This window comes from Paraburkholderia sediminicola, from assembly GCF_046026895.1.
Lineage (GTDB): Bacteria > Pseudomonadota > Gammaproteobacteria > Burkholderiales > Burkholderiaceae > Paraburkholderia > Paraburkholderia sediminicola_C.
Window position 1 is genome coordinate 273,638 of record NZ_JAQQEU010000001.1, and the last position, 22,683, is coordinate 296,320.

The 22,683-nt window shown below is 62.8% G+C and carries 19 protein-coding genes and 1 pseudogene; 11 read left to right on the forward strand and 9 right to left on the reverse strand.

Features of this window, described 5'->3' with window-relative positions; genetic code table 11:
* Positions 1-3: 3 nt before the first annotated feature.
* Positions 4-1,521, reverse strand: coding sequence for a type II secretion system ATPase GspE (gene gspE, locus PQR02_RS01260; protein WP_408224256.1), 1,518 nt, complete (start codon positions 1,519-1,521; stop codon positions 4-6).
* Entirely contained in the window at positions 1,518-3,869 is a 2,352-nt protein-coding gene (gene gspD / locus PQR02_RS01265) for a type II secretion system secretin GspD (protein ID WP_408224259.1), read from the reverse strand. The genes gspE and gspD overlap by 4 nt, the downstream gene beginning before the upstream one ends.
* Positions 3,870-4,384: 515 nt before the next feature.
* Between gspD and PQR02_RS01270 the strand changes: the two genes are divergently transcribed.
* A complete protein-coding gene (locus PQR02_RS01270; protein ID WP_408224262.1) occupies positions 4,385-4,831 on the forward strand; it encodes a lytic transglycosylase domain-containing protein in 447 nt (148 codons plus the stop codon).
* A 352-nt stretch (positions 4,832-5,183) separates the two neighbouring features.
* Positions 5,184-6,503 (forward strand): GTP-binding protein, encoded by a 1,320-nt coding sequence (locus PQR02_RS01275; protein WP_408224643.1) that lies wholly within the window; start codon positions 5,184-5,186, stop codon positions 6,501-6,503.
* 126 nt (positions 6,504-6,629) lie between these two features.
* On the opposite strand, the gene PQR02_RS01280 is transcribed toward PQR02_RS01275, so the two are convergent.
* Positions 6,630-6,908 (reverse strand): HU family DNA-binding protein, encoded by a 279-nt coding sequence (locus PQR02_RS01280; RefSeq protein ID WP_006050811.1) that lies wholly within the window; start codon positions 6,906-6,908, stop codon positions 6,630-6,632.
* A gap of 414 nt (positions 6,909-7,322) precedes the next feature.
* Here PQR02_RS01280 and mnmC point away from each other — a divergent pair, with 414 nt between their 5' ends.
* The 7 genes from mnmC (at position 7,323) to PQR02_RS01315 (ending at position 16,499) form a co-directional block, all read left to right on the forward strand.
* Positions 7,323-9,290, forward strand: coding sequence for a bifunctional tRNA (5-methylaminomethyl-2-thiouridine)(34)-methyltransferase MnmC2/FAD-dependent 5-carboxymethylaminomethyl-2-thiouridine(34) oxidoreductase MnmC1 (mnmC, locus tag PQR02_RS01285; protein ID WP_408224265.1), 1,968 nt, complete (start codon positions 7,323-7,325; stop codon positions 9,288-9,290).
* A gap of 841 nt (positions 9,291-10,131) precedes the next feature.
* A complete protein-coding gene (locus tag PQR02_RS01290; RefSeq protein ID WP_408224646.1) occupies positions 10,132-11,337 on the forward strand; it encodes a cation:proton antiporter in 1,206 nt (401 codons plus the stop codon).
* A 114-nt stretch (positions 11,338-11,451) separates the two neighbouring features.
* Positions 11,452-12,567, forward strand: coding sequence for a YbdK family carboxylate-amine ligase (locus tag PQR02_RS01295; protein WP_408224268.1), 1,116 nt, complete (start codon positions 11,452-11,454; stop codon positions 12,565-12,567).
* Positions 12,568-13,105: 538 nt separating this feature from the next.
* Positions 13,106-13,744 (forward strand): MarR family winged helix-turn-helix transcriptional regulator, encoded by a 639-nt coding sequence (locus tag PQR02_RS01300; protein ID WP_408224271.1) that lies wholly within the window; start codon positions 13,106-13,108, stop codon positions 13,742-13,744.
* Positions 13,745-13,875: 131 nt separating this feature from the next.
* Positions 13,876-14,589 carry a glutamine amidotransferase gene (locus PQR02_RS01305; RefSeq protein WP_408224274.1) on the forward strand — a complete coding sequence of 238 codons (714 nt, stop codon included), beginning with the start codon at positions 13,876-13,878 and terminating at the stop codon, positions 14,587-14,589.
* Positions 14,590-14,662: 73 nt separating this feature from the next.
* The gene (locus PQR02_RS01310) at positions 14,663-15,775 is read left to right on the forward strand and encodes an NADH:flavin oxidoreductase/NADH oxidase (protein ID WP_408224277.1); all 1,113 of its coding nucleotides are present in this window, start codon (positions 14,663-14,665) and stop codon (positions 15,773-15,775) included.
* A gap of 220 nt (positions 15,776-15,995) precedes the next feature.
* The gene (locus tag PQR02_RS01315; RefSeq protein ID WP_408224280.1) at positions 15,996-16,499 is read left to right on the forward strand and encodes an SET domain-containing protein; all 504 of its coding nucleotides are present in this window, start codon (positions 15,996-15,998) and stop codon (positions 16,497-16,499) included.
* A 64-nt stretch (positions 16,500-16,563) separates the two neighbouring features.
* Here PQR02_RS01315 and PQR02_RS01320 read toward each other — a convergent pair whose 3' ends face one another.
* Together PQR02_RS01320 and PQR02_RS01325 are read right to left on the reverse strand one after the other, a co-directional pair.
* Positions 16,564-18,069: a sensor histidine kinase gene (locus tag PQR02_RS01320; RefSeq protein ID WP_408224283.1), complete on the reverse strand. Its 1,506-nt coding sequence runs from the start codon at positions 18,067-18,069 to the stop codon at positions 16,564-16,566.
* 134 nt (positions 18,070-18,203) lie between these two features.
* Entirely contained in the window at positions 18,204-18,890 is a 687-nt protein-coding gene (locus PQR02_RS01325) for a response regulator (RefSeq protein ID WP_167049092.1), read from the reverse strand.
* A gap of 160 nt (positions 18,891-19,050) precedes the next feature.
* Here PQR02_RS01325 and PQR02_RS01330 point away from each other — a divergent pair, with 160 nt between their 5' ends.
* Positions 19,051-19,275 (forward strand): DUF3717 domain-containing protein, encoded by a 225-nt coding sequence (locus tag PQR02_RS01330; protein ID WP_408224287.1) that lies wholly within the window; start codon positions 19,051-19,053, stop codon positions 19,273-19,275.
* 105 nt (positions 19,276-19,380) lie between these two features.
* Here PQR02_RS01330 and PQR02_RS01335 read toward each other — a convergent pair whose 3' ends face one another.
* Together PQR02_RS01335 and phhA are read right to left on the reverse strand one after the other, a co-directional pair.
* Entirely contained in the window at positions 19,381-19,671 is a 291-nt protein-coding gene (locus tag PQR02_RS01335; RefSeq protein ID WP_408224648.1) for a 4a-hydroxytetrahydrobiopterin dehydratase, read from the reverse strand.
* A 119-nt stretch (positions 19,672-19,790) separates the two neighbouring features.
* The gene (gene phhA, locus PQR02_RS01340) at positions 19,791-20,690 is read right to left on the reverse strand and encodes a phenylalanine 4-monooxygenase (protein ID WP_408224290.1); all 900 of its coding nucleotides are present in this window, start codon (positions 20,688-20,690) and stop codon (positions 19,791-19,793) included.
* A 147-nt stretch (positions 20,691-20,837) separates the two neighbouring features.
* Here phhA and PQR02_RS01345 point away from each other — a divergent pair, with 147 nt between their 5' ends.
* Entirely contained in the window at positions 20,838-21,329 is a 492-nt protein-coding gene (locus PQR02_RS01345; protein ID WP_149670028.1) for an Lrp/AsnC family transcriptional regulator, read from the forward strand.
* A gap of 42 nt (positions 21,330-21,371) precedes the next feature.
* Here PQR02_RS01345 and PQR02_RS01350 read toward each other — a convergent pair.
* Positions 21,372-21,530, reverse strand: a pseudogene (locus PQR02_RS01350) (adenylate cyclase); the annotation flags it as partial.
* Between the two features lie 127 nt (positions 21,531-21,657).
* A complete protein-coding gene (locus PQR02_RS01355; protein ID WP_408224293.1) occupies positions 21,658-22,557 on the reverse strand; it encodes a LysR family transcriptional regulator in 900 nt (299 codons plus the stop codon).
* Between the last annotated feature and the right edge of the window lie 126 nt (positions 22,558-22,683).

The window sequence follows — 22,683 nt, forward strand, 5'->3', positions numbered from 1 at the left end:
CGCTTATGCTCCGCCCGTCACGCGAATCACCTCTTCAAGCGACGTCAGCCCGGACGCAAGCCAGCGGTCCGCATCCTCGCGCAACGTACGCATGCCTTGCTGGCGGCCGGCCGCGAGAATTTCCGCGTCGGCCGCATTGCGGTGGACCAGCGCGCGGATCGTATCGTCGATCAGCAGCAGTTCGTACACGCCGCGCCGTCCCGCATAACCGGACTGGCCGCAGCGCTCGCAGCCGACCGGATGCCAGCGCACGCTGCCGTCTGCTTCGGTGCGCTCTTCGCGGCACACCGGGCACAGCCGCCGGACGAGCCGCTGCGCCAGCACGCCGAGCAACGACGACGCCAGCAGATACGGCTCGACGCCCATGTCGGTCAAACGCGTGACCGCCGAAGCCGCGTCGTTCGTGTGCAGCGTGGCCAGCACGAGGTGGCCGGTCAGCGACGCCTGCACCGCGATCTGCGCGGTTTCGAGGTCGCGGATTTCACCAATCATGATGATGTCCGGGTCCTGCCGCAGAATCGAGCGCAACGCGCGTGCGAAGGTCATGCCGATCCGCTCGTTGACCTGTGTCTGGCCGATGCCCGAGAGGTCGTATTCGATCGGGTCTTCGACCGTCATGATGTTGGTGGTCGCCGTTTCGAGCCGCGACATCGCCGCATACAGCGTGGTCGTCTTACCCGAGCCGGTCGGACCGGTCACCAGCACGATGCCGTGCGGCTTGCCGATCAGCGTATCGAATTTGCCGAGTGTGTCCGGCCCCATGCCGAGCGCTTCGAGGTTCAGGCGCGACGCGTCTTTTTCCAGCAGACGCAGCACCGCGCGTTCGCCGTGGCCGGTCGGCAGCGTCGACACGCGCACGTCGACCGGACGGCCGCCGACGCGCAACGTGATGCGACCGTCCTGCGGCAAGCGCTTTTCGGCGATGTCGAGCTGCGCCATGATCTTGATCCGCGAGATCAGTGCGCCGTGCAGCGCCTTTTTCGGCCGCACCACGTCGCGCAGCGTGCCGTCGACGCGGAAGCGCACCACCGACGCATTCTCGAACGGTTCGATGTGAATATCCGATGCCTGTTCGCGGGCCGCTTGCGTGAGCAGTGCGTTGATCATGCGGATGATCGGCGCGTCGTCTTCGGATTCGAGCAGATCCTCGACCTCGGGGATGTCCTGCATCAGACGCGACAGGTCGACTTCGCCTTCCACTTCGCCGACCACCTGCGCGGCGCTGCCGTCGTGGCGCGCATACGCCTGGTTGATCGCCTGCGCGAGCTCGTCGGCGGGAAGACGCACGACCGACACCGCGCCGAAGTTGCGCGCGACTTCGGCGAGCGCGGCTTCGCTGGTGCGCTCGCTGATCCACACTTCGAGGCTGTCGGGGTGCTGATGCGCGACCAGAATCTGGCCGCTGCGGGCAAAGCCGTAGGGCACGAGCCGCGCGGCGAGCGGCGAGGGCGCGGCGCGCTCATCGCCGGCGGCGTCGCCGCCCTGAGCGCGATGCGCTGTTTGCGCGGGCGCCTGCGTCACGGACGCGCTCCGGGTGACATCGTGGTCGGCTCCGCGCCGCTCGCCGGATAGGGAGCGACGGTGGCCGGCTGCGGCGCCATCTGCGGCACGGGCTGCTGGGCCGGTTGCGGCACCGGTTGCGGCAGGGCCTGCGGCACCTGTTGCGGCGCCATCTGCTGACGGCGCATCTGGTTCAGGTCGAACAGGTTCATGGCGGGTGATCCACCCTGGTTCGGGCCGAGCGGCATCGGCGGTACCACCGGATCGTCCTTGTCCCTCATCACGTTGTTGTCCGAGCGATACGCGCCCTGCACGCCCTGGATGTAGTCGTAGCGGTTCGACGTGACAGCCTGCGCGGTATCGCGGTCGCTGATGATCACCGGACGCAGGAACACCATCAGGTTGGTCTTGTCGCGCGTCTTCTGTTCGGAGCGAAACAACTGGCCGAGCCACGGGATGTCGCCCAGCAACGGCACCTTGCTGTTGCTGACCTGATAGTTGTCCTGCATCAGGCCGCCCAGCACGATGATCTCGCCGTTATCGGCGAGCACCGTCGACTGGATCGAGCGCTTGGTGAACTCCGGGCCCGCCGGGTTGGTCGCCGCGTTGGTCGTGCCGTTCACGATCGCCGAGTCTTCCGTGTAGAGCTGCAGCTTGAGAATCCCGCCGTCGGTGATCTGCGGCTTGACGTGCAGCGTCAGACCCACGTCGACGCGGTCGAACGTGTTGAACGCCGCGCTCGCGGTGCCGCTCGTCAGGTTCGAATACGAGCCCGTCTGGATCGGCACGTTCGTACCGACGACGATCTTCGCTTCCTCGTTGTCGAGCGTAATCAGGTTAGGCGTGGACAGCACGTTCGCGTCGGCGGTCTGCGACAGCGCCTGCAGCAGCGCACCGAGTCCCTGGACGCCGAAAATGTTGTGAATCCAGCCGACGTTCAGGCCTTGCTGGAGATTCGAAGCGCCGAGCGCCGTGGCGAGGCCACCCGTGGTGCCCGCAGCGGCAGCCGCTGCGGTCAGATTGACAATGCTGTTGCCCGAACCGGTCGACAGGTTGGTGCCGGCAAACAGCGAATTGTTCGCGACTTGCCACTGAATGCCGAGATTGCCGCTCGTGTTCGAGTTCAACTCGACGATCAGCGCCTCGATATACACCTGCGGGCGCCGCGCGTCGAGCTGGTCGATCACCGCGCGCAGATTGCGGTACACCGGCTCGGCCGCCGTGATGATCAACGAGTTGGTGGCGGCGTCCGCCTGGATCATGCCGCCGGGCTGGTTGTCGTCACTCTTTCCCTTGTCGCCGCCGAGCAGGTCGCTGGAACCGGCGGCGCCGCTATTCGAGCCATAACCGCCGCCGCCACCCATCGGCGACGACATCGAGCTGCTGTTCAGTCCACCCGAGGGCAGCGGCGGCGTACCGGACGTGCCCGTCGAGCTGCCACCCGACAGACTGCCGCCGCTCTGGTTGAACGCATTCGCCTCGCTCGCGCCCGTCGAGCCGGTTTCGCCGCCTTTGCCCATCATTCCGCGCAAGGTCTTCGCAAGCTTCGTCGCGTCCGCGTTGCGCAGCGGGACGACGTGCATGTTGCCGGGCATCGTGGTCGGCATGTCGAGCTGCTTCGCGAGTTCCTTCGCCGCCGCCAGACGGGCGACGTTGGACGCGCGGATCATCAGCGAGTTGGTGCGCGGGTCGGCGGTGATGGACACCTTCAGCGTCGCGTCGGTGCTGCCGATCGCGCCGGGGTCGAGCATCTTGGTCAGCTGCGTGGCGATGTCGATCGCGTTCGCGTTCTTCAGCGGCACGACGGAGACCGACTGGCCGGCCGCCGTATCCACGCCCGCGATGATCTGCGCGATGCGCCGCACGTTGTCGGCGTAGTCGGTGACGACGATCGTATTGTTGGCCGGGTAGGCCGCCACCGTATTGTTCGGCGAGATCAGCGGACGCAGCACCGGCAACAGGTTATTCGCCGATTCGTTCTTCAGCACGAATACTTGCGTCACCACCTGGTCGCCGCGCGCGACCGGCGCGTTGCCGACGTAGGTCGGCACGCCTTGCAGCTTGGCGTCGGCTTCCGGCACGACCTTCAACACTCCGTGGTCCTGCACCAGCGCGAAACCCTGCATGCGCAAAGCCGATTGCAAGGTCTTCAGCGCCTGGTCCTCAGGCACCGCATTTTCCGACACGAGGTTCAACTGTCCCTTCACACGCGGGTCGACGATGATCGTTTTACCGGTTGCCGCGCCGATCGCCTTGGCGACCTGGTCGATATCGGCGTTGACGAAGTTGAGTGTCACCTGTGCCTGTGCTGTCTGCGCGGTGATCAACCCAGCCACCAGCAGCGCCGTTGCAACGCGACGCAAAGCCATACAATTTCTTCTCATGGAATGTGATATCGATTCCGGCAGCAATTGCTGCCGACGGTCATGCAGTGCGGACACAGGGGCAAGTCGCCGCCCTGTCGGTCTGCGGGCTAGTCTCGCGGGCGCATGCGGCCCCGAATACCAGCGGTCCGCTGTCCGAAAAAAATGAACAGTAACAGTTTTTCATGTCGGATTTGTCACAAAACAGACGGGCGTATGCGATTTCCTCTAAAGGCCGCGCAATTGTTATTCAACTGAAAGCTCAGGCGGTGTCCGGAGCCCACCGAACGGGCGCTTCGTTTTCTGCCGGCTTATGTCGGTTAGACAACTTGACGCAGGTCGGACTGCCGGTATGATACGAGCCGTTCGAGCCACCGTTTAGGGTTTGCTGAGGCGGGTTTTCCCCGATGTCAGATAAACGCCCGTCCAGCATTGCCCTAGCGGCTGTCAGCGGCTGAAATCTGGCCGAATGATTGCCTTACCAACCCTTACCCTTGCGTTTTACTTAGTCGTCTTGACCGATGAATCGAGCCTTCGTTACCGTCGCCGCGGCACTTGCTCTGCTGGTAGCAGCAGGGTCTGCACGCGCCGACTGCTTCGACGAGGCGGCCAAGTATCAGAAGGTCAACCCATTGATTCTGCGCGCCATTGCATGGCAGGAATCGCATAACAGGCCGGACGCCACGCACAAGAACGCCAACGGTTCGACCGACTACGGCGTGATGCAGATCAACTCGATCCATCTGCCTACGCTCGCTCAGTATGGGATCTCGCAAGGCACGCTGATGGAGCCGTGCAAAAACGTCTATATCGCGGCATGGCATCTTCGCCGCCAGATGAACAAGTACGGCAACACATGGCAGGCGGTGGGAGCTTACCACTCCGAAACGCCGGCCTTGCGCGATAAATATGCGCAGCAGATTGTAGCAATATTGCGCAAGTGGAACCTGATGCCGGCTGCGCGCTGAGCGGGGAGCGTTATTTAGTGGGCTTGAGTTGTGCTGATTGGCCAGCTGCTTCCAGCTGGTCTATTGCTCCGTTTGGGGTTCACTCTTTGGCCGAATTTCCGGCCGATTTCCAGGCGCGTTTCAAGATCCGCGGTAGGCACTCATGGTGCGTTTAGCGCGCGCGTTTGCGTTGCATTTCGGCTTCGAGACGCGCTACGCATATACCTTCCGATCCGGCCTCGCACGTGAGCGCCGCCCGTTTTGATGCACAATGCGGCTTCATGCTGCCGCCGAGGCTCGAACTTCACAAGGTCGCGCCGTCATGCGACCCAAGCCCGGCACGCCTTCCAAACTCTTGCTTTTCCGTACCGCGATGAACCAGCCGCTATTGCCCGTCACCGTGCTCTCCGGTTTTCTGGGCGCCGGCAAGACCACGCTCCTGAACCACATCCTCGCGAATCGCGCCGGTTTGCGCGTGGCCGTGATCGTCAACGACCTGGCCGCCCTCGACATCGATGCGTCTCTCGTGCGCGATGCCGTCGAGCCGCCGCCTGTCGAAGAGCAGGTCGTCGAACTGTCGAACGGCTGCATCTGCTGCACGCTGCGTGACGACCTGCTGAGCGAGATCCAACGTCTTGCCGGCGAAAGGCGTTTCGATGCGATTGTCATCGAATCGAGCGGCGTCGCCGAGCCGCTGGCAATCGCCGAGACCTTCACCTTCGGCGACGATGAAGACGCCTCGCTGTCCGGCGTCGCGCGGCTCGATACGATGGTGACTGTGATCGATGCGAGCAACTTCCTGCGCGACTACGGTTCGGCCGACGCGCTTAAAGAACGCGGCATCGCCGTGAACGACGAAGACGACCGCACCATCGTCGAACTGCTGATCGAGCAGGTCGAGTTCTGCGACGTGCTGGTGGTGAACAAGGCCGACCTCGTCAGCGATGACGAACTCAGGCGCCTGCAACGCATCCTCGCGCAACTCAATCCGCGCGCGGTGCAAGTGGTCAGCCGGTTCGGCGACGTACCGCTCGCGCAAGTGCTGAACACCGGGCGCTTCGATTTCGACGAGGCGTCGAGCGCGCCGGGCTGGCTCGCGGCGCTCAATCATGAGCACGAACACGGCCATGCGCATCACGGCAAAGCGGACGAATTCGGCATCGGCAATTTCATTTACCGGGCGCGCCGGCCGTTTCATCCGGAACGGCTGTGGGCGCTGTTGCACCAGGAGTGGAAGGGCGTGCTGCGCAGCAAGGGCTTCTTCTGGCTCGCCACGCGCAACGATATCGCCGGTTCGCTGTCGCAAGCGGGCGGCGCTTGCCGGCATGGTCCGGCGGGCATGTGGTGGGCTGCCCAGGATCGCAGCGAATGGCCGGATGCCGGCGACGAGTTGGCCGCCGAAATCGCAGCCGACTGGTACGGCGATCCCAATGATCTGAGCATCGGCGACCGTCGCCAGGAGTTGGTGCTGATCGGCGTCGGTATCGACCCGGCGATTTGGCAAGCGAAGTTCGACGCGTGTCTATTGAGCGACGACGAATACGCGCAAGGGCCGCAGGCGTGGCAGCAGTTCGCCGATCCGTTCCCCGCCTGGGACTTCGACGACGATGAACACGACCATCACGGCCATGATCATCACCACCATGATCACGATCACGACGGTCATGGCCACGGCGGCCACCGTCACGACTAACAACGGCAGCGCAAGGTCAACGCCTTGACTCAACCGCGACACCCGTCGCGGCTCTTCCCCACGCAAAACCCGCGGACGAAAAAAAACCCGCCGTTGGCGGGTGTCAACTGCCTGGCAGTAGTCTGCTTAGCGCTTGTTGACTGCGTCCTTGAACGCCTTGCCTGCCGTGAACTTGACGGTCTTGGCGGCCGGGATCTTGATGGTCTCGCCGGTCTTCGGGTTGCGACCCGTGCGCGCCGCGCGCTTGCCCGAACCAAAACTACCGAAGCCGATCAACTGGACCGCATCGCCCTTCGACACAGACTTCTTGATCACTTCAAGCAACGTGTCCAGCGTTTCACCGGTTTGAGCCTTGCTGGCGCCCGTCTGTCCTGCGACGGCGTCGATCAGTTCCTGTTTGTTCATTAAGGTTCCTTTCTGAGTTTAGGTTGATACGAACAGCGCGAACGCGCCGATTATACGTGCGCGGGCCGCGCGGTCGAGTAGCGGCGGCGCCGGACCCCCTCCGGATCTGTGGCACCGGACAGGCGCCTGTCCATCGGCCGTGCCGCCGCTCGGTTCGCGGCGCTTGCTATGATAGCGCAGCGCAAACCCAATCAGGACAAGGGTTTCGAAGAATTAGACGGTTCCGGGCCGATATCGCGAAGAAATCGCAATTTTGCTGTCCGGCGACCCTCAACCGAGGGCTGAAACCCAGTAGGGACGGGGCTTGGCGTTGGTTTTTGCCAACGTTTGGCGCGTCTTTTTCGCCGTCCGGCGAGCTGCGCGCGCTGGCGGTAACGTTCGACCCGCTCTTTCGAGCGTCCATTTCCGACGCGCATGACCGATCCGCTGATCCCCGCCGTGCTCGCCTTTCGCGACAACGGCACGCCGTTTTCACCGCTCTACGACGACATCTATCACAGTGCCGTCGGCGGTCTCAACCAGGCTCGCTACGTATTTCTGCGCGGCAATGGGCTGCCCGAACGATGGCGGGACCGCCGCACTTTCACCGTGCTCGAAACCGGCTTCGGCATGGGTATCAACTTTCTGGTGACGTGGGCCGAGTGGCGCGCCGATCCGTCGCGCTGCGAGCGGCTGCATTTCGTTTCGACCGAGAAGCATCCGTTTACCGTCGCCGATTTACGCAGCGTCTATGCGGCCACGCTGTCCGATCCGACGATTGCGGCGCTGGGCGAAACGCTCGCGAGCGCGTGGCCGATGCTCGTGCCCGGCACGCATCGTCTCGAATTCGAAGATGGGCGTGTCGTTCTCACGCTGGTGCTGGCCGATGCGGCCCACAGCTTGCCGGCCTTGAGACTGCGCGCCGACGCGTTCTATCTCGACGGCTTCGCGCCAGCGAGGAACCCCGAACTGTGGACCCCGGCGATTTTCAAGGCGCTCGCGCGGCTAGCGGGCGAAGGCGCCACGTTCGCCACCTATAGCAGCGCGGGCGACATCAAGCGCGCGTTGACTCAATGCGGTTTCGAATACCGCAAGGTCGAGGGCTTCGGCTGGAAACGGGCGATGCTGGTCGGCGACTTCGCGCCGCGCTGGCGCGTGCGCCGCTATGAACCGCCCGCGCCGCTCGCGCTCGAAGAACGGCATGCGGTGGTGATCGGCGCCGGGCTCGCCGGCTGCGCGGCGATCGAACGGCTCACCGCGCGCGGTTGGCGCGTAACGTCGCTGGAACGGCATGGGTCGGTCGCGCAGGACGCCTCAGGCAATCCGGCGGGCGTATTCCATCCGATGATCTCGCGCGACGACAGTGTGGCCTCGCGCGTCACGCGCGCGGGTTTTCTGTATGCGCTCAGGCGCTGGGCGGCACTCGAACGGCTCGGCCATCGGCCATCGCGCGGCGGGCAGGGCTTGCTGCAAATCGCGGCCGATGATGACGAAGCCCGTGCGATCAGCGACGCGATCGCAGCGTTCCGCTATCCGTCTGACTACGTGACACCCGTCTCGGCGGCCGATGCGCAAACGCTCGCTGGCACGCCGCTCGCGCGCGGCGGCTGGTTCTTTCCCCAAGGCGGCTGGATCGATCCGGCTTCGCTGTGCGCCGCCCAGTTCGCCGCGGCGGGCGGCCTCCTCGAACGCCGCTTCGGCGTCGAAGTCGGGCGGCTCGCACGATCCGGCGATCAGTGGACCGTATTCGACACATCAGGCCAGGTCGTTGTGCGCGCCCCGGTGGTAATCGTCGCGAGTGCTCACGACGCCGCACGCATCGCGGGCTTGCGGCATGCGCCGACTCGCAGCATCCGTGGCCAGTTGACGTTGCTGCCAGCGGGCAGGGCGGCGACGCTTGCGGTGCCGGTGATCGGCGACGGGTATGCGGTGCCGCTTGCAAACGGCGTCACGCTAGCTGGCGCCACCTATGAACTCGACAACCCCGACACGTCGCTCCGCGCGGAGGGTCATCTGGAAAACATCCAGCGCGTCGCGCAGATGCTGCCCGCGTTTTCAAGCGTAGCTGATACGGCGGACTCCACGGGACTCGCTGGACGCGTCGCGTTCCGCTGTGTGACGAGCGACCGCATGCCGATGATCGGCCAACTCGCCGACGAAGCCCAGGCAGCACGCGACGCGCAGCGTCTGCGTGGCGCCTGGCCGCTCGACCTCCCGCGCACCGAGGGCTTGTACGGCGCGTTCGCGTATGGGTCGCGCGGACTGGTGTGGGCCACGCTCGGCGCCGAGTTGATTGCGTCGCAAATAGAAGGCGAGCCGTGGCCGCTCGAACGCGATCTCGCGGAAGACATCGATCCTGCACGTTTCCTGCTGCGTGCATTACGCCAGGGAACTGTAAGCTAACTGGGGCGTTAACCGGTATACGGGGCGACGGAGTTATCCACCGAAACTTGTGGATAACCGCGCGGTTAACCGGCGCAAGTCGTGTGGAACCGTTGTGGACGTAAACGGGGTAACTTTGCCGTCGCCGAAAATCGCCAAAAGTTGCCCTCGTATACGCGCCGCTCCCGCACATGCTGTGCATCCGGTTATGCCGTCGGCAAGGCGATGATTCGTTTCGGTAAACCACGGTTATCCACAGAAACCGAGGCACCTTGTTAACTGTTACTACGTATACATACAGTAAACCTGTAAACACAAGGCCGAGGCTGACGCCGTGCTCCCCGGCTGGCTTGAACCTCTTTAAAACCGGCGCCAATCTTCTGCGGCAATGTCCGAAAAGCACACACGGAGCGGTCAATCGGCTCGTTCGCCGCGAGCAGATCCCGGGTTTAAAAGGTCGCTTTTTCCTCAGGTGCGCAAGATAACGTACGTTTTTACCGTTTTGCCTGCATGATGGTGTCTTTTCGGTCAAGGCTGAAAAAGCTGTGGCACAATCGCCGTTCTTTTCCGCGTCGTGCGCCGCCATCGGCAGCGCGCGTAGCAATGGAACGGCGCCGGTCAATCAGAATCTGATTCAGAGTCGACGGCGTTCTTTCACCGTCCCAGTTGCTACAGCCGCATCCTCGAATGTGCCGGGTTCCATGCGGCTGCGGTGCATTCCGATCATCCGATCAAAAAAATCTCGCAACGCGGACCACGCGAAGCGATTGCGACAGTGAGCGTCCAACGCGCCCAATTGCTCGCCGGCGTTTACGCCGGTTCGTATCGTCTGCCGTTGCTGCAAAAAGGAGAATCCATCACGATGAATTCGGCGTTTTCATTTTTTCCAGCCTGGCCGCTCTCACCCGACGCCATCTTTTGGGCTGGTCTCGCGTTGCTCGCCGCTGGTCTATGCGGCGAACTGTGCTATCGCGCCTGGCGTTTGCCACGCATTTCCGGGTATGCGGTCATTGGTCTGATTGCCGGCGCGGCCGGCTTCGGCGTGATCGATGCGGATTCCGCGAACGCCGCGCGGCCGTTGCTCGATGTCGCGCTCGGTTTACTGTTGTTCGAACTCGGCAGCCGCCTCGATTTGCGCTGGATTCGCCGCAATCCGTGGCTGATCCTGTCGAGCGTGGCCGAAGCCACGCTAACTTTCGCGTTCGTACTGCCTGTGTTGCTGTTCCTGAAGGTGCCGCTGATGGTGGCGACGGTGCTCGCCGCGATTGCGATGGCGACCTCGCCCGCTATGGTGATCCAGCTCAAAACAGAATTGCGCGCGGAAGGCCAGGTGACCCAGCGTCTCTTGACCTTGACGGCGCTGAACAGCATGTATGCGGTGGTGATTGAAAAGCTGGTGTCGAGCTGGTTGCATCAAGAGGTCTACGGCAACGTCTTCGCGACCATTCTGCAACCGCTTTATCTGCTGATCGGCTCGCTCGTGCTCGCGTATCTGCTCGCGCGCACCTGCACGTTCTTCTATCGCCGTCTGAACATGCAGGACGAGCATTCGTTTGTCGCGTTGTTCGGCCTCGTGCTGCTGGCGATCGCGGTCGCGCATCTGTTCAAACTGTCGACCATTCTCGCGTTGCTGGCCGCGGGCATCATCGTGAAGAATCATGAGGCGCGGCCGCAACTGTGGCCGCAGCATTTCGGCACGGCGGGCTGGTTGCTGACTGTGATTCTGTTCGTGCTGACGCTGACTTCGTTCGAGTGGAAACACATAGCCCTCGGCGGCGTCGCGGCGCTGGGTCTGATTGTTGCGCGTCTGGTGGCGAAACTGGTCGGCGTGATGGCGTTTGCCAAGCCGAGCGGCCTGAACTGGAAACAGGGGATGGCGCTCGGTTTGTCGTTATCGCCGATGTCGGCGCTCGCTTATCTGCTGGTCGACGACACCTACAATCTCTATCCGAATTTCGACCCGCAATTGCGCGCCATCGTGATGTGTTCGATTTTCGTGCTGCAGATTCTCGGGCCGTGGCTCGTCTATCGCAGCCTCGCGCTGGTGGCCGAGCGGCGCGAAGAGTAGGCGGTCAGCGCACGCCGCTCGCTCCAGGTGCGCCGCGCTTCATTCAGTTCATCCGACTCAAAAAAACGGCCGGGCATGTGACAACCGCCCGGCCGACCTGACTCAGGGGACGTTATGTCACTCGAACCCTTCATTGATTCGAAACCGTTCACGTTCGGCGTCGAACTCGAAATGCAGATCGTCAATACGCACGATTATGATCTGACCAAAGCCGGTACGGACCTGCTGCGTCTCATCAAGGACGAAAAGATTCCAGGCAACATCACGCCGGAAATCACCGAAAGCATGATCGAGTTGTCGACCGACATTTGCACGACACACGAGCAGGCCGTCACCGACTTGCGCAAGATTCGCGACACGCTGGTGTCGGCGGCCGATCATCTGAACGTCGGCTTGTGCGGCGGCGGCACGCACGCATTCCAGCAATGGAGCGAGCGGCAGATCGTCGATACGCCGCGCTTTCAGTATATTTCCGAGTTGTACGGCTATCTTGCGAAGCAGTTCACGGTGTTCGGGCAGCACGTACACATCGGTTGCCCGAATCCCGACAGCGCGCTCTATCTGCTGCATTCGATGTCGCGCTTCATTCCGCACTTCATCGCGTTGTCCGCGTCGTCGCCGTTCGTGCAGGGCGTCGACACCGGTTTTCATTCGGCACGACTGAATTCCGTGTTCGCGTTTCCGTTGTCGGGCCGCGCGCCGTTCGTGCTGACGTGGGACAGCTTCGAGGAATACTTCTCGAAGATGGTGCACACCGGCGTGGTCAACAGCATGAAGGACTTTTACTGGGACATCCGCCCGAAGCCGGGTTTCGGCACGATCGAAGTTCGGGTGATGGACACGCCGTTTTCGGTGGACCGCGCCGCGGCGATTGCCTGCTACATCCAAACGCTGGCCCGGCACCTGTTGCTGGACAAGCCGATCACGCCCAAGGAAGACGACTATCTCGTCTACACGTTCAATCGCTTCGAAGCATGCCGATTCGGTCTGGCCGGCACCTGCATCAATCCGCAAACGGGCGAACGCAAGACGATTTCAGAGGATATCCTCGAAACGCTCCAACTGATCGCACCGCATGCCGAGGCGCTGGGTTCTGGCAACGCGCTCGCCGAAATCGGGGCGATTGCTCGCGGGCAGATGAACGATGCGACATGGCTGCGCAGTGTCTTCGCGCAGGAAAAGTCCTTGCACGAAGCGGTACGGCAGCAGTGTCTGCAATGGCGAGCCTAGCCGTCGGGGCATTGTCCAGGTTAATAAACCTTAAGGAAACCCGCTTCGAGCGGGTTTTTTTTCGTAATGAAAATTTCCAGGTCGCAGGCCTTCAGGTTTTTCCAAAGTTTACGTGTACAAACGTAGTCGTTAACAAGCATTGCATCAGCCTGTGGACAACTGAATAATTCCCTGCAAAGTCAACACGCTGCGTAAACTACAATCAGACCCGCTCGCGGTACGCCGGAACCGGTAAACGAGAATAGGTTCTGGCGCGCCCAGCACGGCCTGAGTACTTATCAAGCGTCGCTGCACACGCTGTCCACTTGTTTTCCCGTGGTTATCCACAGACCGCGTTGGATAAGTTAGCTGTACGATTTGCCGCTCTCGCATAGAATGTCGTTTTCACCGACTTGGGCTTGCAGGGCGGTAGATTTTTGAGATAGTAGAAACGGTTTCGTCCGCGGTTTGGCGAAGCGACCCCACACAGGCTACGGGCGAGGTCGGCAAGCAGTTCACCGGCATCGCGCGAACGCTGTCAATAAACGAATCGAAGATTATGAGCGAAGGCGTATACGGAGAACAGGCGACGGGGCGAGTGACCCACAGCCTATTGCGATTGAGCACGGCGATGCGGAGCCAGGCTTGGGAATGGGCCGAAGGCGCAGGCCTCACGCCGACTCAGGGCGAAATCCTGGTCTTGTTGATGCAGCGTAAGGGCCCCATGCGCCTTGGCGAAATCGCCCGTGAGACGGCCTTGACCGCCGCGACCACCAGCGATGCGGTCAGCACGCTCGAAAGCAAAGGCCTGGTCGAAAAGCGCCGTGCGTTGGACGACGGCCGCGCCCTCGCGGTCCGCCTGACCGCGCGTGGCCGCACGGCTGCGAAGCGCGCGGCGCAATGGCCGGACTTCCTGGCCAAGGCAGTCGGCACGTTGCGCGACGACGAGCAGGCCGTCTTCTATCGCACGTTGCTCAAGACCGTGCATCAGCTCGAAGCGCAAGGCAACATTCCGCCGCACCGCATGTGCCTGAGCTGCGCGCACTTCGAGCCGAGCAAGAATCCGAAGAAGACGCCGCATCACTGCGCGTTGCTCGACATGAACATGTCGGACACGGATCTGCGTCTCGACTGCTCGGTGCACGAAACCGCCGACGTCGCCACCCAGAAGAAGACCTGGAAGATCTTCGCCCAGTAAGGCGGCTTCTTTCGGGACAATCCGCTACACTGCCCGGACCGGCTTCGGCGGGCGGCATAGGGCGTCGCCGGCGAACTGGCCGGCGCCGCCTGGCGGCAAGTCTTTAGTCAACCTGAAGGTGGGACAGGGCGATGAATCGCGAAGTACTGGCCGTTCGTCATGTGCACTTCGAGGATCTGGGCAGTCTTGAGATGGTGCTCGGCGAGCGCGGGTGCCCGGTTCGTTATCTCGATGTGGGCTTCGCCCGTGTCAACGCGCCGAACCCGCTCGCCGCATCGCTGATGGTGGTGCTCGGCGGCCCGATCAGCGCAACCGACGATGCGCTTTATCCAACCCTCGTGCCGCTGCTGTCGCTGATCGAGAAACGCATCGTAGCTGGTTTGCCGACCCTCGGCATCTGCCTCGGCGCGCAATTGATCGCGCGTGCACTCGGCGCGCGGGTCTATCCTTCAGGTCATACCGAGATCGGTTGGACGCCGCTTGCCTTGACCGATGCCGGACGCGCTTCGCCGGTGCGTCATCTGGACGGCGCGCATACGTCGATGATGCATTGGCACGGCGACACCTTCGATCTGCCCGACAACGCGACGCGCCTTGCTTCGACGCCAGCCTGCGAGAACCAGGCGTTCGCCTGGGGCAATCATGTGCTGGGTTTGCAATGTCACCCGGAGATCCGCGCCGACCGGTTCGAGCCTTGGCTGATCGGCAATGCGGGCGAGCTTGCCATGCGGGGTATCGACGCGCGCCGGTTGCGCGCCGAGACCGCGCAATTCGCTCCCGCACTCGAAGTCGCCGCACGCCGGATGTTTGGCGAATGGCTCGATCAGGTCGAGGCGCGCTGCTGACCCCGGGTTTCATGCAGTAAACCGCCCACGGTGCTATGCTCGATCGCTCTCGGGCTTCTACTGGGCGTAATCCATGAGCGCGCTTTTTTCTCCGCTCACGCTGCGTAGCGTGACGCTTCCCAATCGTATCGTCGTGTCCCCGATGTGCCAGTATTCCGCTGAACGTGGCGAGGCGACGGCGTGGCACATCATCCACCTCGGCAGTCTCGCGTTGTCGGGCGCCGGCATGTTGTTCATCGAGGCGACCTCGGTCGAACCCGATGGCCGCATCACGCCGGGCGATCTCGGTCTGTGGGACGACGTCACCGAAGCCGCGCTCGTGCCGGTGCTGGCCGCGATCCGCAAATATTCGCATATCAACGTGACGATGCAGTTGGCGCACGCAGGGCGCAAGGCGTCGAGCCATGTGCCGTGGGAAGGCGGCCAGTTGATTCCCGTATCGCAAGGCGGCTGGCTGCCGCATGCGCCGTCCGCGTTGCCGCACAAGGCTGGCGAAGAGCCGCCTCTCGCGCTCGATATGGCTGGACTGAACCGCATTCGCGCAGCGTTCGCAGCGTCGGCGCGGCGCGCTGCGCGCCTCGGCATCGACGGATTGGAAGTGCATGCGGCGCATGGTTATCTGCTGCATCAATTCCTCTCGCCAATTGCCAATCAGCGCGACGACGACTACGGCGGTTCGCTCGAAAATCGCATGCGCTTTCCGCTCGAGATCTTCGACATCGTGCGCGCCGCATTCCCAGCCGACAAACCGGTCGGGGTGCGGGTTTCCGCGACCGACTGGGTCGAAGGCGGCTGGTCGCTCGACGACACGATCGCTTTCGCGCACGAATTGGAAAAGCGCGGTTGCGACTGGATCGACGTCTCGTCGGGTGGCGTGTCGCCGCTGCAAAAGATTCCGCTGGAGCCGGGCTATCAGATTCCATTCGCGAAGGCGGTCAAGCACGCCACGGGTCTCACGACCATCGGCGTCGGCCTGATCACCGATCCGCTGCACGCCGAGCAACTGATCGAAGCGGGCGATGCCGATTTGATCGCGCTGGCGCGCGCGTTGCTGTACAACCCGCGTTGGCCGTGGCACGCGGCGGCGCAACTGGGCGCTACGGTCGAAGCGCCGCCGCAGTATTGGCGTTCGCAACCGCGCGAACAGAAAGCGCTGTTCGGCGATATTTCATTCGGACAGCGGTAAAACCAGCGAAGCGCGTGCTGCAATGTGTCTTTTTGACGGTTGAACGAAGCCGGCTTGAACGTGTAGGATGCCGGATGTGACGCGTGAGCGTTGCAAGTCGACGCGGCGCTCGCAGGGCGCCGCGTTTGCTATCCGCTTCAGAAAAAGAGCAGCGCGTCACACGCGGACGTCTCAGGCGGCTGCCGGACTTCATCCCCAGTTCTTCACAAGGATTCATTCAATGAGTTCACGCAGGATCGCCGTGCGTCGTTCAGGTGTGCACGGCAAAGGCGTGTTTGCCCTCGAACCGATTGCGGCCGGCGAGCGGCTAATCGAATACAAGGGCGAACGGATCTCTTGGAAAGAAGCATTGCGCCGTCATCCGCACAATCCGGCCGAACCGAATCACACGTTCTATTTCGCGCTCGACAGCGGCAAGGTGATCGACGGCAAAGTGAACGGCAACAGCGCGCGCTGGATCAATCATTCGTGCGCGCCGAACTGCGAAGCGGAAGAAATCGACGGTCACGTGTATGTGCACGCGCTGCGCGACATTGCACAAGGCGAAGAGATATTTTACGACTACGGCCTCGTGATCGACGCGCGTCAGACCAACAAGCTCAAAAAGGAATACGAATGCCGCTGCGGCGCACGCAAGTGCCGTGGCACGATGCTGGCGCCGCCGGAGAAAGAGAAAGGCGCGGGCAAATCCGCAAAGGCGGCAAAGGAGGCGAAGAAGAAATGAACCACGGGCTGCGCGAGTTGCTCACGTCAGTGAACTCGCCGCAGCCCGTTGAGCAGCTAGAGAGTCACATATCCACCGGCGCCGAGTGCGCCGATTTTTTTGCCGGCCGGGATGGTTCGGCAGTCAGCGGGTTGCGCTGAACGTCGATCGGCACGAGCGGAATACGCACGATGAAACGGGCGCCGCCTTCGGGCGCATCTTCGTAATGCACGCTGCCGTGATGCAGGATCATGATGTCGTGGACGATCGCGAGACCGAGACCGGCGCCGGTGTCCACACCGGCTTCGCTCTGGCCGTCGCCGCGGAAGAAACGCTTGAACAGGTCCGTTTGCTGCGCGCGCGGCACGCCGGGTCCATTGTCTTCGACCGCGATCTCGGCCATGCGCAGCTCGCCGATCATCGTTTGCGAAACCGTCACCGTGATGCGGCCGCCATCGAGGCGCGAAGGCGGCACATACTTGAGCGCGTTATCCAGCAGATTGGCGATCACTTCGTGCAGTAGCACGGGGTTGCCACGCGCGATCAACGGGTGATCGTTGGAGGGATCGTCGAGGCGCTGGAAGCCGAGGTCGACGTGGAACGTCAACGCGCGCGGTACCCACTCCGCGCCGGTATCGAACGCGAGCGCGGACATATCCACGTTGACGAAGCGGGCGGCCTGTTCGCTCGGCTCCGCGCGCGCCAGCGACAGTAGTTGATTCGACAGCCGCACAGCGCGGTCGGCCGCGGCGCGCAGCTCCCGCACGGCGGTCAGCGTTTGCTGCGGATCGCGCGCGACGGCCGCCTGCTCCGCGTGCAACTTCACAGCCGTAAGCGGCGTGCGCAACTGGTGCGCGGCGTCGGCGATAAACTTGCGCTGCCCGTCGAGTGCGGTTTTCAGGCGGTCGAGCAACGCGTTCAGCGCGCCTGTCAGCGGACGGATTTCCACCGGCACATAGGTTTCGTCGACTGGTTCGAGCGAGGTATGGGTCTGGCGGTTAAGCGAATCCGCAAGATCGGTCAGCGGATTAAGCTGCTGATTGACGACGCGCCACACGATCACCCAACCCGCGAGCAGCAGCAACAGCAGCGGCATCATGATCGCGATCAGAAACTCGGCGGCGATGCGAAACCGGTGATGCACCGGCTGACCCACTTCGACGACGATTGGGTTGCCGGTCGGCTGATCGACGCGCACCTGGGCGACGCGCACCGTCACGCCTTGATGCTGCGTTTCGAACACGTACGCGTAGTGCATGCGGCGCACGCTGCTGCCTTGCAACGGCAGATCGTGGTCGCCGGCGATTTCAGTCTCGCCGTTGCTGATCCGGTAGACGAGCTGTTCGACCGGATCAGAGAACATGGCCTGAGCGAGCGGCGGCACGGTGATCGGCGCGTCCGGGCCGGCAATCTGGATCTGTTTGGAAATCGCCGTGGCGAGGTCGGCGAGCGAGCGGTCGACGACGTGCTGCGTGTACTGCCACGCCAGCCAGTAAGCGATCAGGCCGCTCATCAGAGCGAGCAGCGAAAGGGGTGCAGCGAGGCGCCGCAGCAGCGTGCGGCGCAGACTATTGGCGGCCGGCTGGGGCATGATCGAACGCGCGGGAAAAAGGCAACGGCGTAAGGCGCCGTGAAATTCGCCGGATGCCGGCGAACTGCGCATCGAGTGCGCGGCGCCGGCCCGGCGCCGTCAGGCCGCGACCAAGTTCGCGGCCTTCACGACGATTATGCGGCTTGGCGGATTTCCTGCAACAGATAACCAAAGCCACGCACCGTGACGATTTCGACACGGCAGTTCTCGAGTTTTTTACGCACCCGGTGCACGTAGACTTCGATCGCGGTGTCGCCGAGATCGCCGCCGAAATGCGTCAGGTGGTCTTGCAGTTGCGCCTTGCTGACCACACGGCCGTGACGCAGCAGCAGCATTTCGAGCACCGCGAATTCACGCGGCGACAGCTCGAGCGGCTTGTCGTCGTTGAAAATGCGGCGATCGACGCCCGACAGACGCACACCGCCGAGCGACACTTCCGGACGCGGCATGTCGCCGTGCGGACCGCTGCGGCGCATCACTGCGCGGATGCGCGCTTCGAGTTCGGCGGGTTCGAACGGCTTCAGCATGTAGTCGTCGGCGCCGGAATTCAGGCCCTGAACGCGGTCGTTCAATTCGTCGCGCGCGGTGAGAATGATCACCGGCGTGTGGCGATTGCTTTGACGAAAGCGCGCGAGCAGCGTCATGCCGTCGATGCCGGGCAGGCCCAGGTCGAGAATCACCAACTCGTGACGGTTTTGCGTGAGGGCCTGTTCGGCGAAAATGCCGTCGTGAACCATGTCGACGGTGAAGCCGGCTTGTTCGAGACTGCTTTGGATGCCGCGTGCGATGGGGCGGTCATCTTCGATCAGAAGGAGTCGCATGGATTTCGCTCAAGTACAATGGGTTTAGGCGTTTGGGCAAGCGGTTCGCCGGGGCGCCTGCCGCACACAGCGTGCGGCGTGGCCGTGCCGGACGGCGGGAAACGTGCCACGAAGCAGCCACCGAGCCGCCTTGAAGCGCCCTCCGAGCGATCACGAAGTCATGTCCGAAATATCGATTCACGAACTGGAAGCCGCGATCAACTTCTGGCGCGCCCGCTCACCTTCGAGCGGCGACGAACTCGTTCTGTGCAAGGAGGCAAGCGCGCTCTCCAAGCCGTATGCGCTGCTGATTGTACAGCGTCAGCAGACGCTGTCGCCGGATCGTTTGGACGAGACGGCGAGGCAAGCCTGGGAATCTTACGTTAGCCTTAATAATAGCCTGTAGAACTGAAGGTTTGCACGAACGATTGCCTGCATTGTCCTTTCACTGACGCTCTATTGTGCAGCGCACATGAGATAAACGTGCACGAAAACCAGTGGATTTTTTGTATTACGCTGTAATACTGTCGATGAACGTGGCCAGTCGGATGTCGCGCTCGGTTACGCCGTCGGCCTCGTGCGTGGAGAGCGTAATCTCCACTTTGCTGTACACGTTGAACCATTCCGGGTGGTGATCCATTTCCTGCGCCTTGATCGCCACGCGCGTCATGAAGCCGAATGCTTCGTTGAAATCGGCGAACTGGAGCGTGCGCTGGATCGCGTCGCGGTCCGTTACGGCTTGCCAGCCGTTCAGCTGGGCGACCTGATTGGCGCGCTCTTCGGAAGTCAGTTTCTGAATCATGGCGTTACCTCGTCGGATCAATACAGGCGCGCCAGGGGTGTGCGCCTTCATTATTTTTTCACGGATGACGCGCGCCCGCTGGCGGGGCGGTCGCGCTACCGTGGTCGGGGTTTTCGTCGTCAGACGTCGCCGTCGTCTTGCCAGCCTTCCCGCGAACCATACGTGATGACGCAATCGCTTTCGACCACATCGCCAGCCATGAAAGCGTGTTCGGCGGCGAGCCGCGTCAGCAGCGGCGCTAAATCGGTCTGCGCGACGCTGAACAGCTGCGCGAAATCGTCGATCACGAAGTAGGTTTTCTGGAACGTGTCGATGCGGTAACGCGTGCGCATCACGCGCTCAAGATTGAAGCCGAGCCGGTTCGGCGCCGCGCTTTGCTGGCTGTACAGCGTTTCGCCCTTGCTCGACACGATGCCCGCGCCGTAGATCTTCACGCCGTTCGGACTCGCGGCGTCACGGATCAGGCCGAACTCCACTGTGTACCAATAAAGTCGGGCGAGCAGCGGCAGCGCGCCGGCGTCGTTGGCTGCGAGCGCGGCGCGGCCGTACGCGTGCATGTAATCGGCGAACACCGGGTTGACCAGCAGCGGCACGTGACCGAACAGGTCGTGAAAGCAGTCGGGCTCCTGCAGATAATCGAGCTGGTCCGGGCCGCGCATCCACCACGTGACAGGGAAGCGCCGGTTCGCGAGATGCTCGAAGAACACGTGGTCCGGCACGAGACCCGGTACTGCGACGATTTGCCAGCCGGTGGCCGGTGTCAGCTTCGCGTTGACTTCATCGAACGAAGGCACGCGGTTGGCCGGCATGCCGATGCTTTCGATACCCGCCAGAAACTCCTCGCAGACGCGACCGTTGAGCAGCCTGATCTGACGTGCGTAGAGCTGTTGCCAGACCGCGTGATCGACCGCGCCATATCGTTCGATCGGTTGGTCGATGGTGAAATCGGCGCGGGTTTGGAGGCCCGCGTCGAATTGCTTTTTGAGCCGGGCGGTATTGGCGGTGCTGGCGGTGGACATGGGCGCTGCGCTCTGCGGTGCTTGCAAGTGGAGTGGATGATGCAAGTCTAGAGCGGCAAGCGCGCGGGATGGGCGCAAGGATAGCGTTTATGGGCGCCAATATGCAATAATCGTGTATAAAATGGCCATTCAATGCGGACAATCGACATGTTGGAACTCGATCACTTCGATCTCGCGCTGCTGGACGTGCTGCAGCGCTTCGGCCGGGCCACCCATCAGCAACTGGCCGAGCAGGTGCCGCTGTCGCCCTCGCAGATCGGACGGCGCTTGCAGCGGCTGGAACAGGTAGGCGTGGTGGACGGTTATCGTGTCGTGCTGCGCCCGGAAAAGCTCGGCCTCGGCGTCACCGCTTTTACGAGTTTGAAGTTGAAGCACCACGGCGATTCGATCATCGAGCAATTCCAGCAACAGATCGATGTGTTGCCCGAAGTGCTGGAGTGTCACGCGGTGGTGGGCGATGCCGATTACCTGCTGCGCATCGTCGCGCCTGATCTGAACTATCTGTCGACCTTCGTGATGAAGAAACTGATGCGCGTGCCCGGCGTCGATAGCGTGCGCTCGAACATCGTACTCACCACGTTCAAGCGCAATGGGCCATTGCCGCTCGGCCATCTCTCGCCGGGCGCGGCCGCCGGCTGAGGCGGCCGCGCGAGCTTCGACGCGGTCCGCGCGGCGGGTGGGTTAGGCCACGAGCTTCGGCTCGCTTTCCGGACTGAGCAGATCGACGTAGGCCACCGCGACCGGATCCGCTTCCTCGACACCGAGGCGCTTGAAGATCGCGTGGGCTTCGGCGTGGCCGCCTGCTTCGTCGTCGTCCTGAACAAGCACCACTTCGAGTTCGCGGCTGCAAGCGGTTGCCATCAAGGTGGCGTTGCGCACGCCTTGCATTAGCGCGGCTCATATCGCAGCGGTCCCCACGTTGTCCACAGTGCCTGAAACGCTCGCGGGGCTGCGCTCATGCCCGCGTTCACGTTGCCCATTGCTGTTCGATCAGCTTCAACGCCGCGGCAATGGCCGGTTCGTCCTTGCGTTCTTCCAGCGTGACGAAGCTGAGCTGGGTTGGCACCGCGATGCCCTCGACGATGGTCAGCGCGTGCGCATGCGCTTCGGCGATCGCGGTGGCGTCGCGCGCGAGCGTGAGGCCGACGCCAGATTTCACCAGATCGAGCATCGACGGCTCCTGATCCACTTCCGCGACCTTGACCGGTTTCACGCCGGCTTCGTCGAAGCAGCGCGACAACAGCCGGTTGTGCGCGGACGCGGGCGGCGTCCAGATCCATGGCAATGCGGCGAGCGAACGCCAGTCGCGCGCACCTTTGACGCGATCTTTCCAGCCAGCCGGCGCCAGCACGCGATACTGGAAATGAGTGAGCGTCAGCGCGTGGAAGGTTGCGCCGTCGCGCGTGTCGTCGTCGGGCGGCAGGCCGATGTAGTAGCCGACATCCAACTCGCCCGCGCGAATCTGCGCCAGCACCCAGCCCGACATGCCGTGCCGCAAGGCCGTTTCGATGTGTGGCCAGGTCTCGACCAGCTGTTTGAGAAAGCCGCCCAGGCGCAGAAACGCCGGGTCGAGAATCGTGCCGATCCGCAAGCGTCCGCGCACCTCGTGACGCAGCGACTGCGCGGCACGCTGCACGTCGGCCGCCGCGCCCAGCGCGCGTTCGGCGTGGGGCAGCAGCGCCTGGCCGTCGCGCGTGAGAGAGAGGCCGTGCGAAGTCCGCGTGAACAGCATCACGCCGAGGGTCTCCTGCAAATGCTTGATTTGCAGGCTGACGGCGGGTTGGGTCAGGTGTAGCTGTACCGCAGCACGCGTGAGGTTGCCCTCCCGCGCGACGGTGACGAAAGCTCGGAGCAGAATCAGGTCCATAGCCTGATATTAGCGCGGCTTATAGCGCAGTTGAGCATTAATCATTGGATTTGTCGCCTCGAAGCGCTTTAGGCTGGGCCTTCATCACGCTCCCAGCGAGCCTTGCGGGCCGAGCGGAAGACTTCA

Excerpts from the sequence above, each read along its gene's own strand:
- PQR02_RS01315 (WP_408224280.1), top strand. The coding sequence starts at position 15,996 with ATGAGTTCACGCAGGATCGCCGTGCGTCGTTCAGGTGTGCACGGCAAA.
- PQR02_RS01300 (WP_408224271.1), top strand. The coding sequence starts at position 13,106 with ATGAGCGAAGGCGTATACGGAGAACAGGCGACGGGGCGAGTGACCCAC.
- PQR02_RS01355 (WP_408224293.1), bottom strand. The coding sequence starts at position 22,557 with ATGGACCTGATTCTGCTCCGAGCTTTCGTCACCGTCGCGCGGGAGGGC.
- PQR02_RS01270 (WP_408224262.1), top strand. The coding sequence starts at position 4,385 with ATGAATCGAGCCTTCGTTACCGTCGCCGCGGCACTTGCTCTGCTGGTA.
- phhA (WP_408224290.1), bottom strand. The coding sequence starts at position 20,690 with ATGTCCACCGCCAGCACCGCCAATACCGCCCGGCTCAAAAAGCAATTC.
- PQR02_RS01330 (WP_408224287.1), top strand. The coding sequence starts at position 19,051 with ATGTCCGAAATATCGATTCACGAACTGGAAGCCGCGATCAACTTCTGG.
- PQR02_RS01290 (WP_408224646.1), top strand. The coding sequence starts at position 10,132 with ATGAATTCGGCGTTTTCATTTTTTCCAGCCTGGCCGCTCTCACCCGAC.
- PQR02_RS01325 (WP_167049092.1), bottom strand. The coding sequence starts at position 18,890 with ATGCGACTCCTTCTGATCGAAGATGACCGCCCCATCGCACGCGGCATC.
- PQR02_RS01305 (WP_408224274.1), top strand. The coding sequence starts at position 13,876 with ATGAATCGCGAAGTACTGGCCGTTCGTCATGTGCACTTCGAGGATCTG.
- PQR02_RS01275 (WP_408224643.1), top strand. The coding sequence starts at position 5,184 with ATGAACCAGCCGCTATTGCCCGTCACCGTGCTCTCCGGTTTTCTGGGC.
- PQR02_RS01335 (WP_408224648.1), bottom strand. The coding sequence starts at position 19,671 with ATGATTCAGAAACTGACTTCCGAAGAGCGCGCCAATCAGGTCGCCCAG.
- gspD (WP_408224259.1), bottom strand. The coding sequence starts at position 3,869 with ATGGCTTTGCGTCGCGTTGCAACGGCGCTGCTGGTGGCTGGGTTGATC.
- PQR02_RS01310 (WP_408224277.1), top strand. The coding sequence starts at position 14,663 with ATGAGCGCGCTTTTTTCTCCGCTCACGCTGCGTAGCGTGACGCTTCCC.
- PQR02_RS01345 (WP_149670028.1), top strand. The coding sequence starts at position 20,838 with ATGTTGGAACTCGATCACTTCGATCTCGCGCTGCTGGACGTGCTGCAG.
- mnmC (WP_408224265.1), top strand. The coding sequence starts at position 7,323 with ATGACCGATCCGCTGATCCCCGCCGTGCTCGCCTTTCGCGACAACGGC.
- PQR02_RS01280 (WP_006050811.1), bottom strand. The coding sequence starts at position 6,908 with ATGAACAAACAGGAACTGATCGACGCCGTCGCAGGACAGACGGGCGCC.
- PQR02_RS01295 (WP_408224268.1), top strand. The coding sequence starts at position 11,452 with ATGTCACTCGAACCCTTCATTGATTCGAAACCGTTCACGTTCGGCGTC.
- PQR02_RS01320 (WP_408224283.1), bottom strand. The coding sequence starts at position 18,069 with ATGCCCCAGCCGGCCGCCAATAGTCTGCGCCGCACGCTGCTGCGGCGC.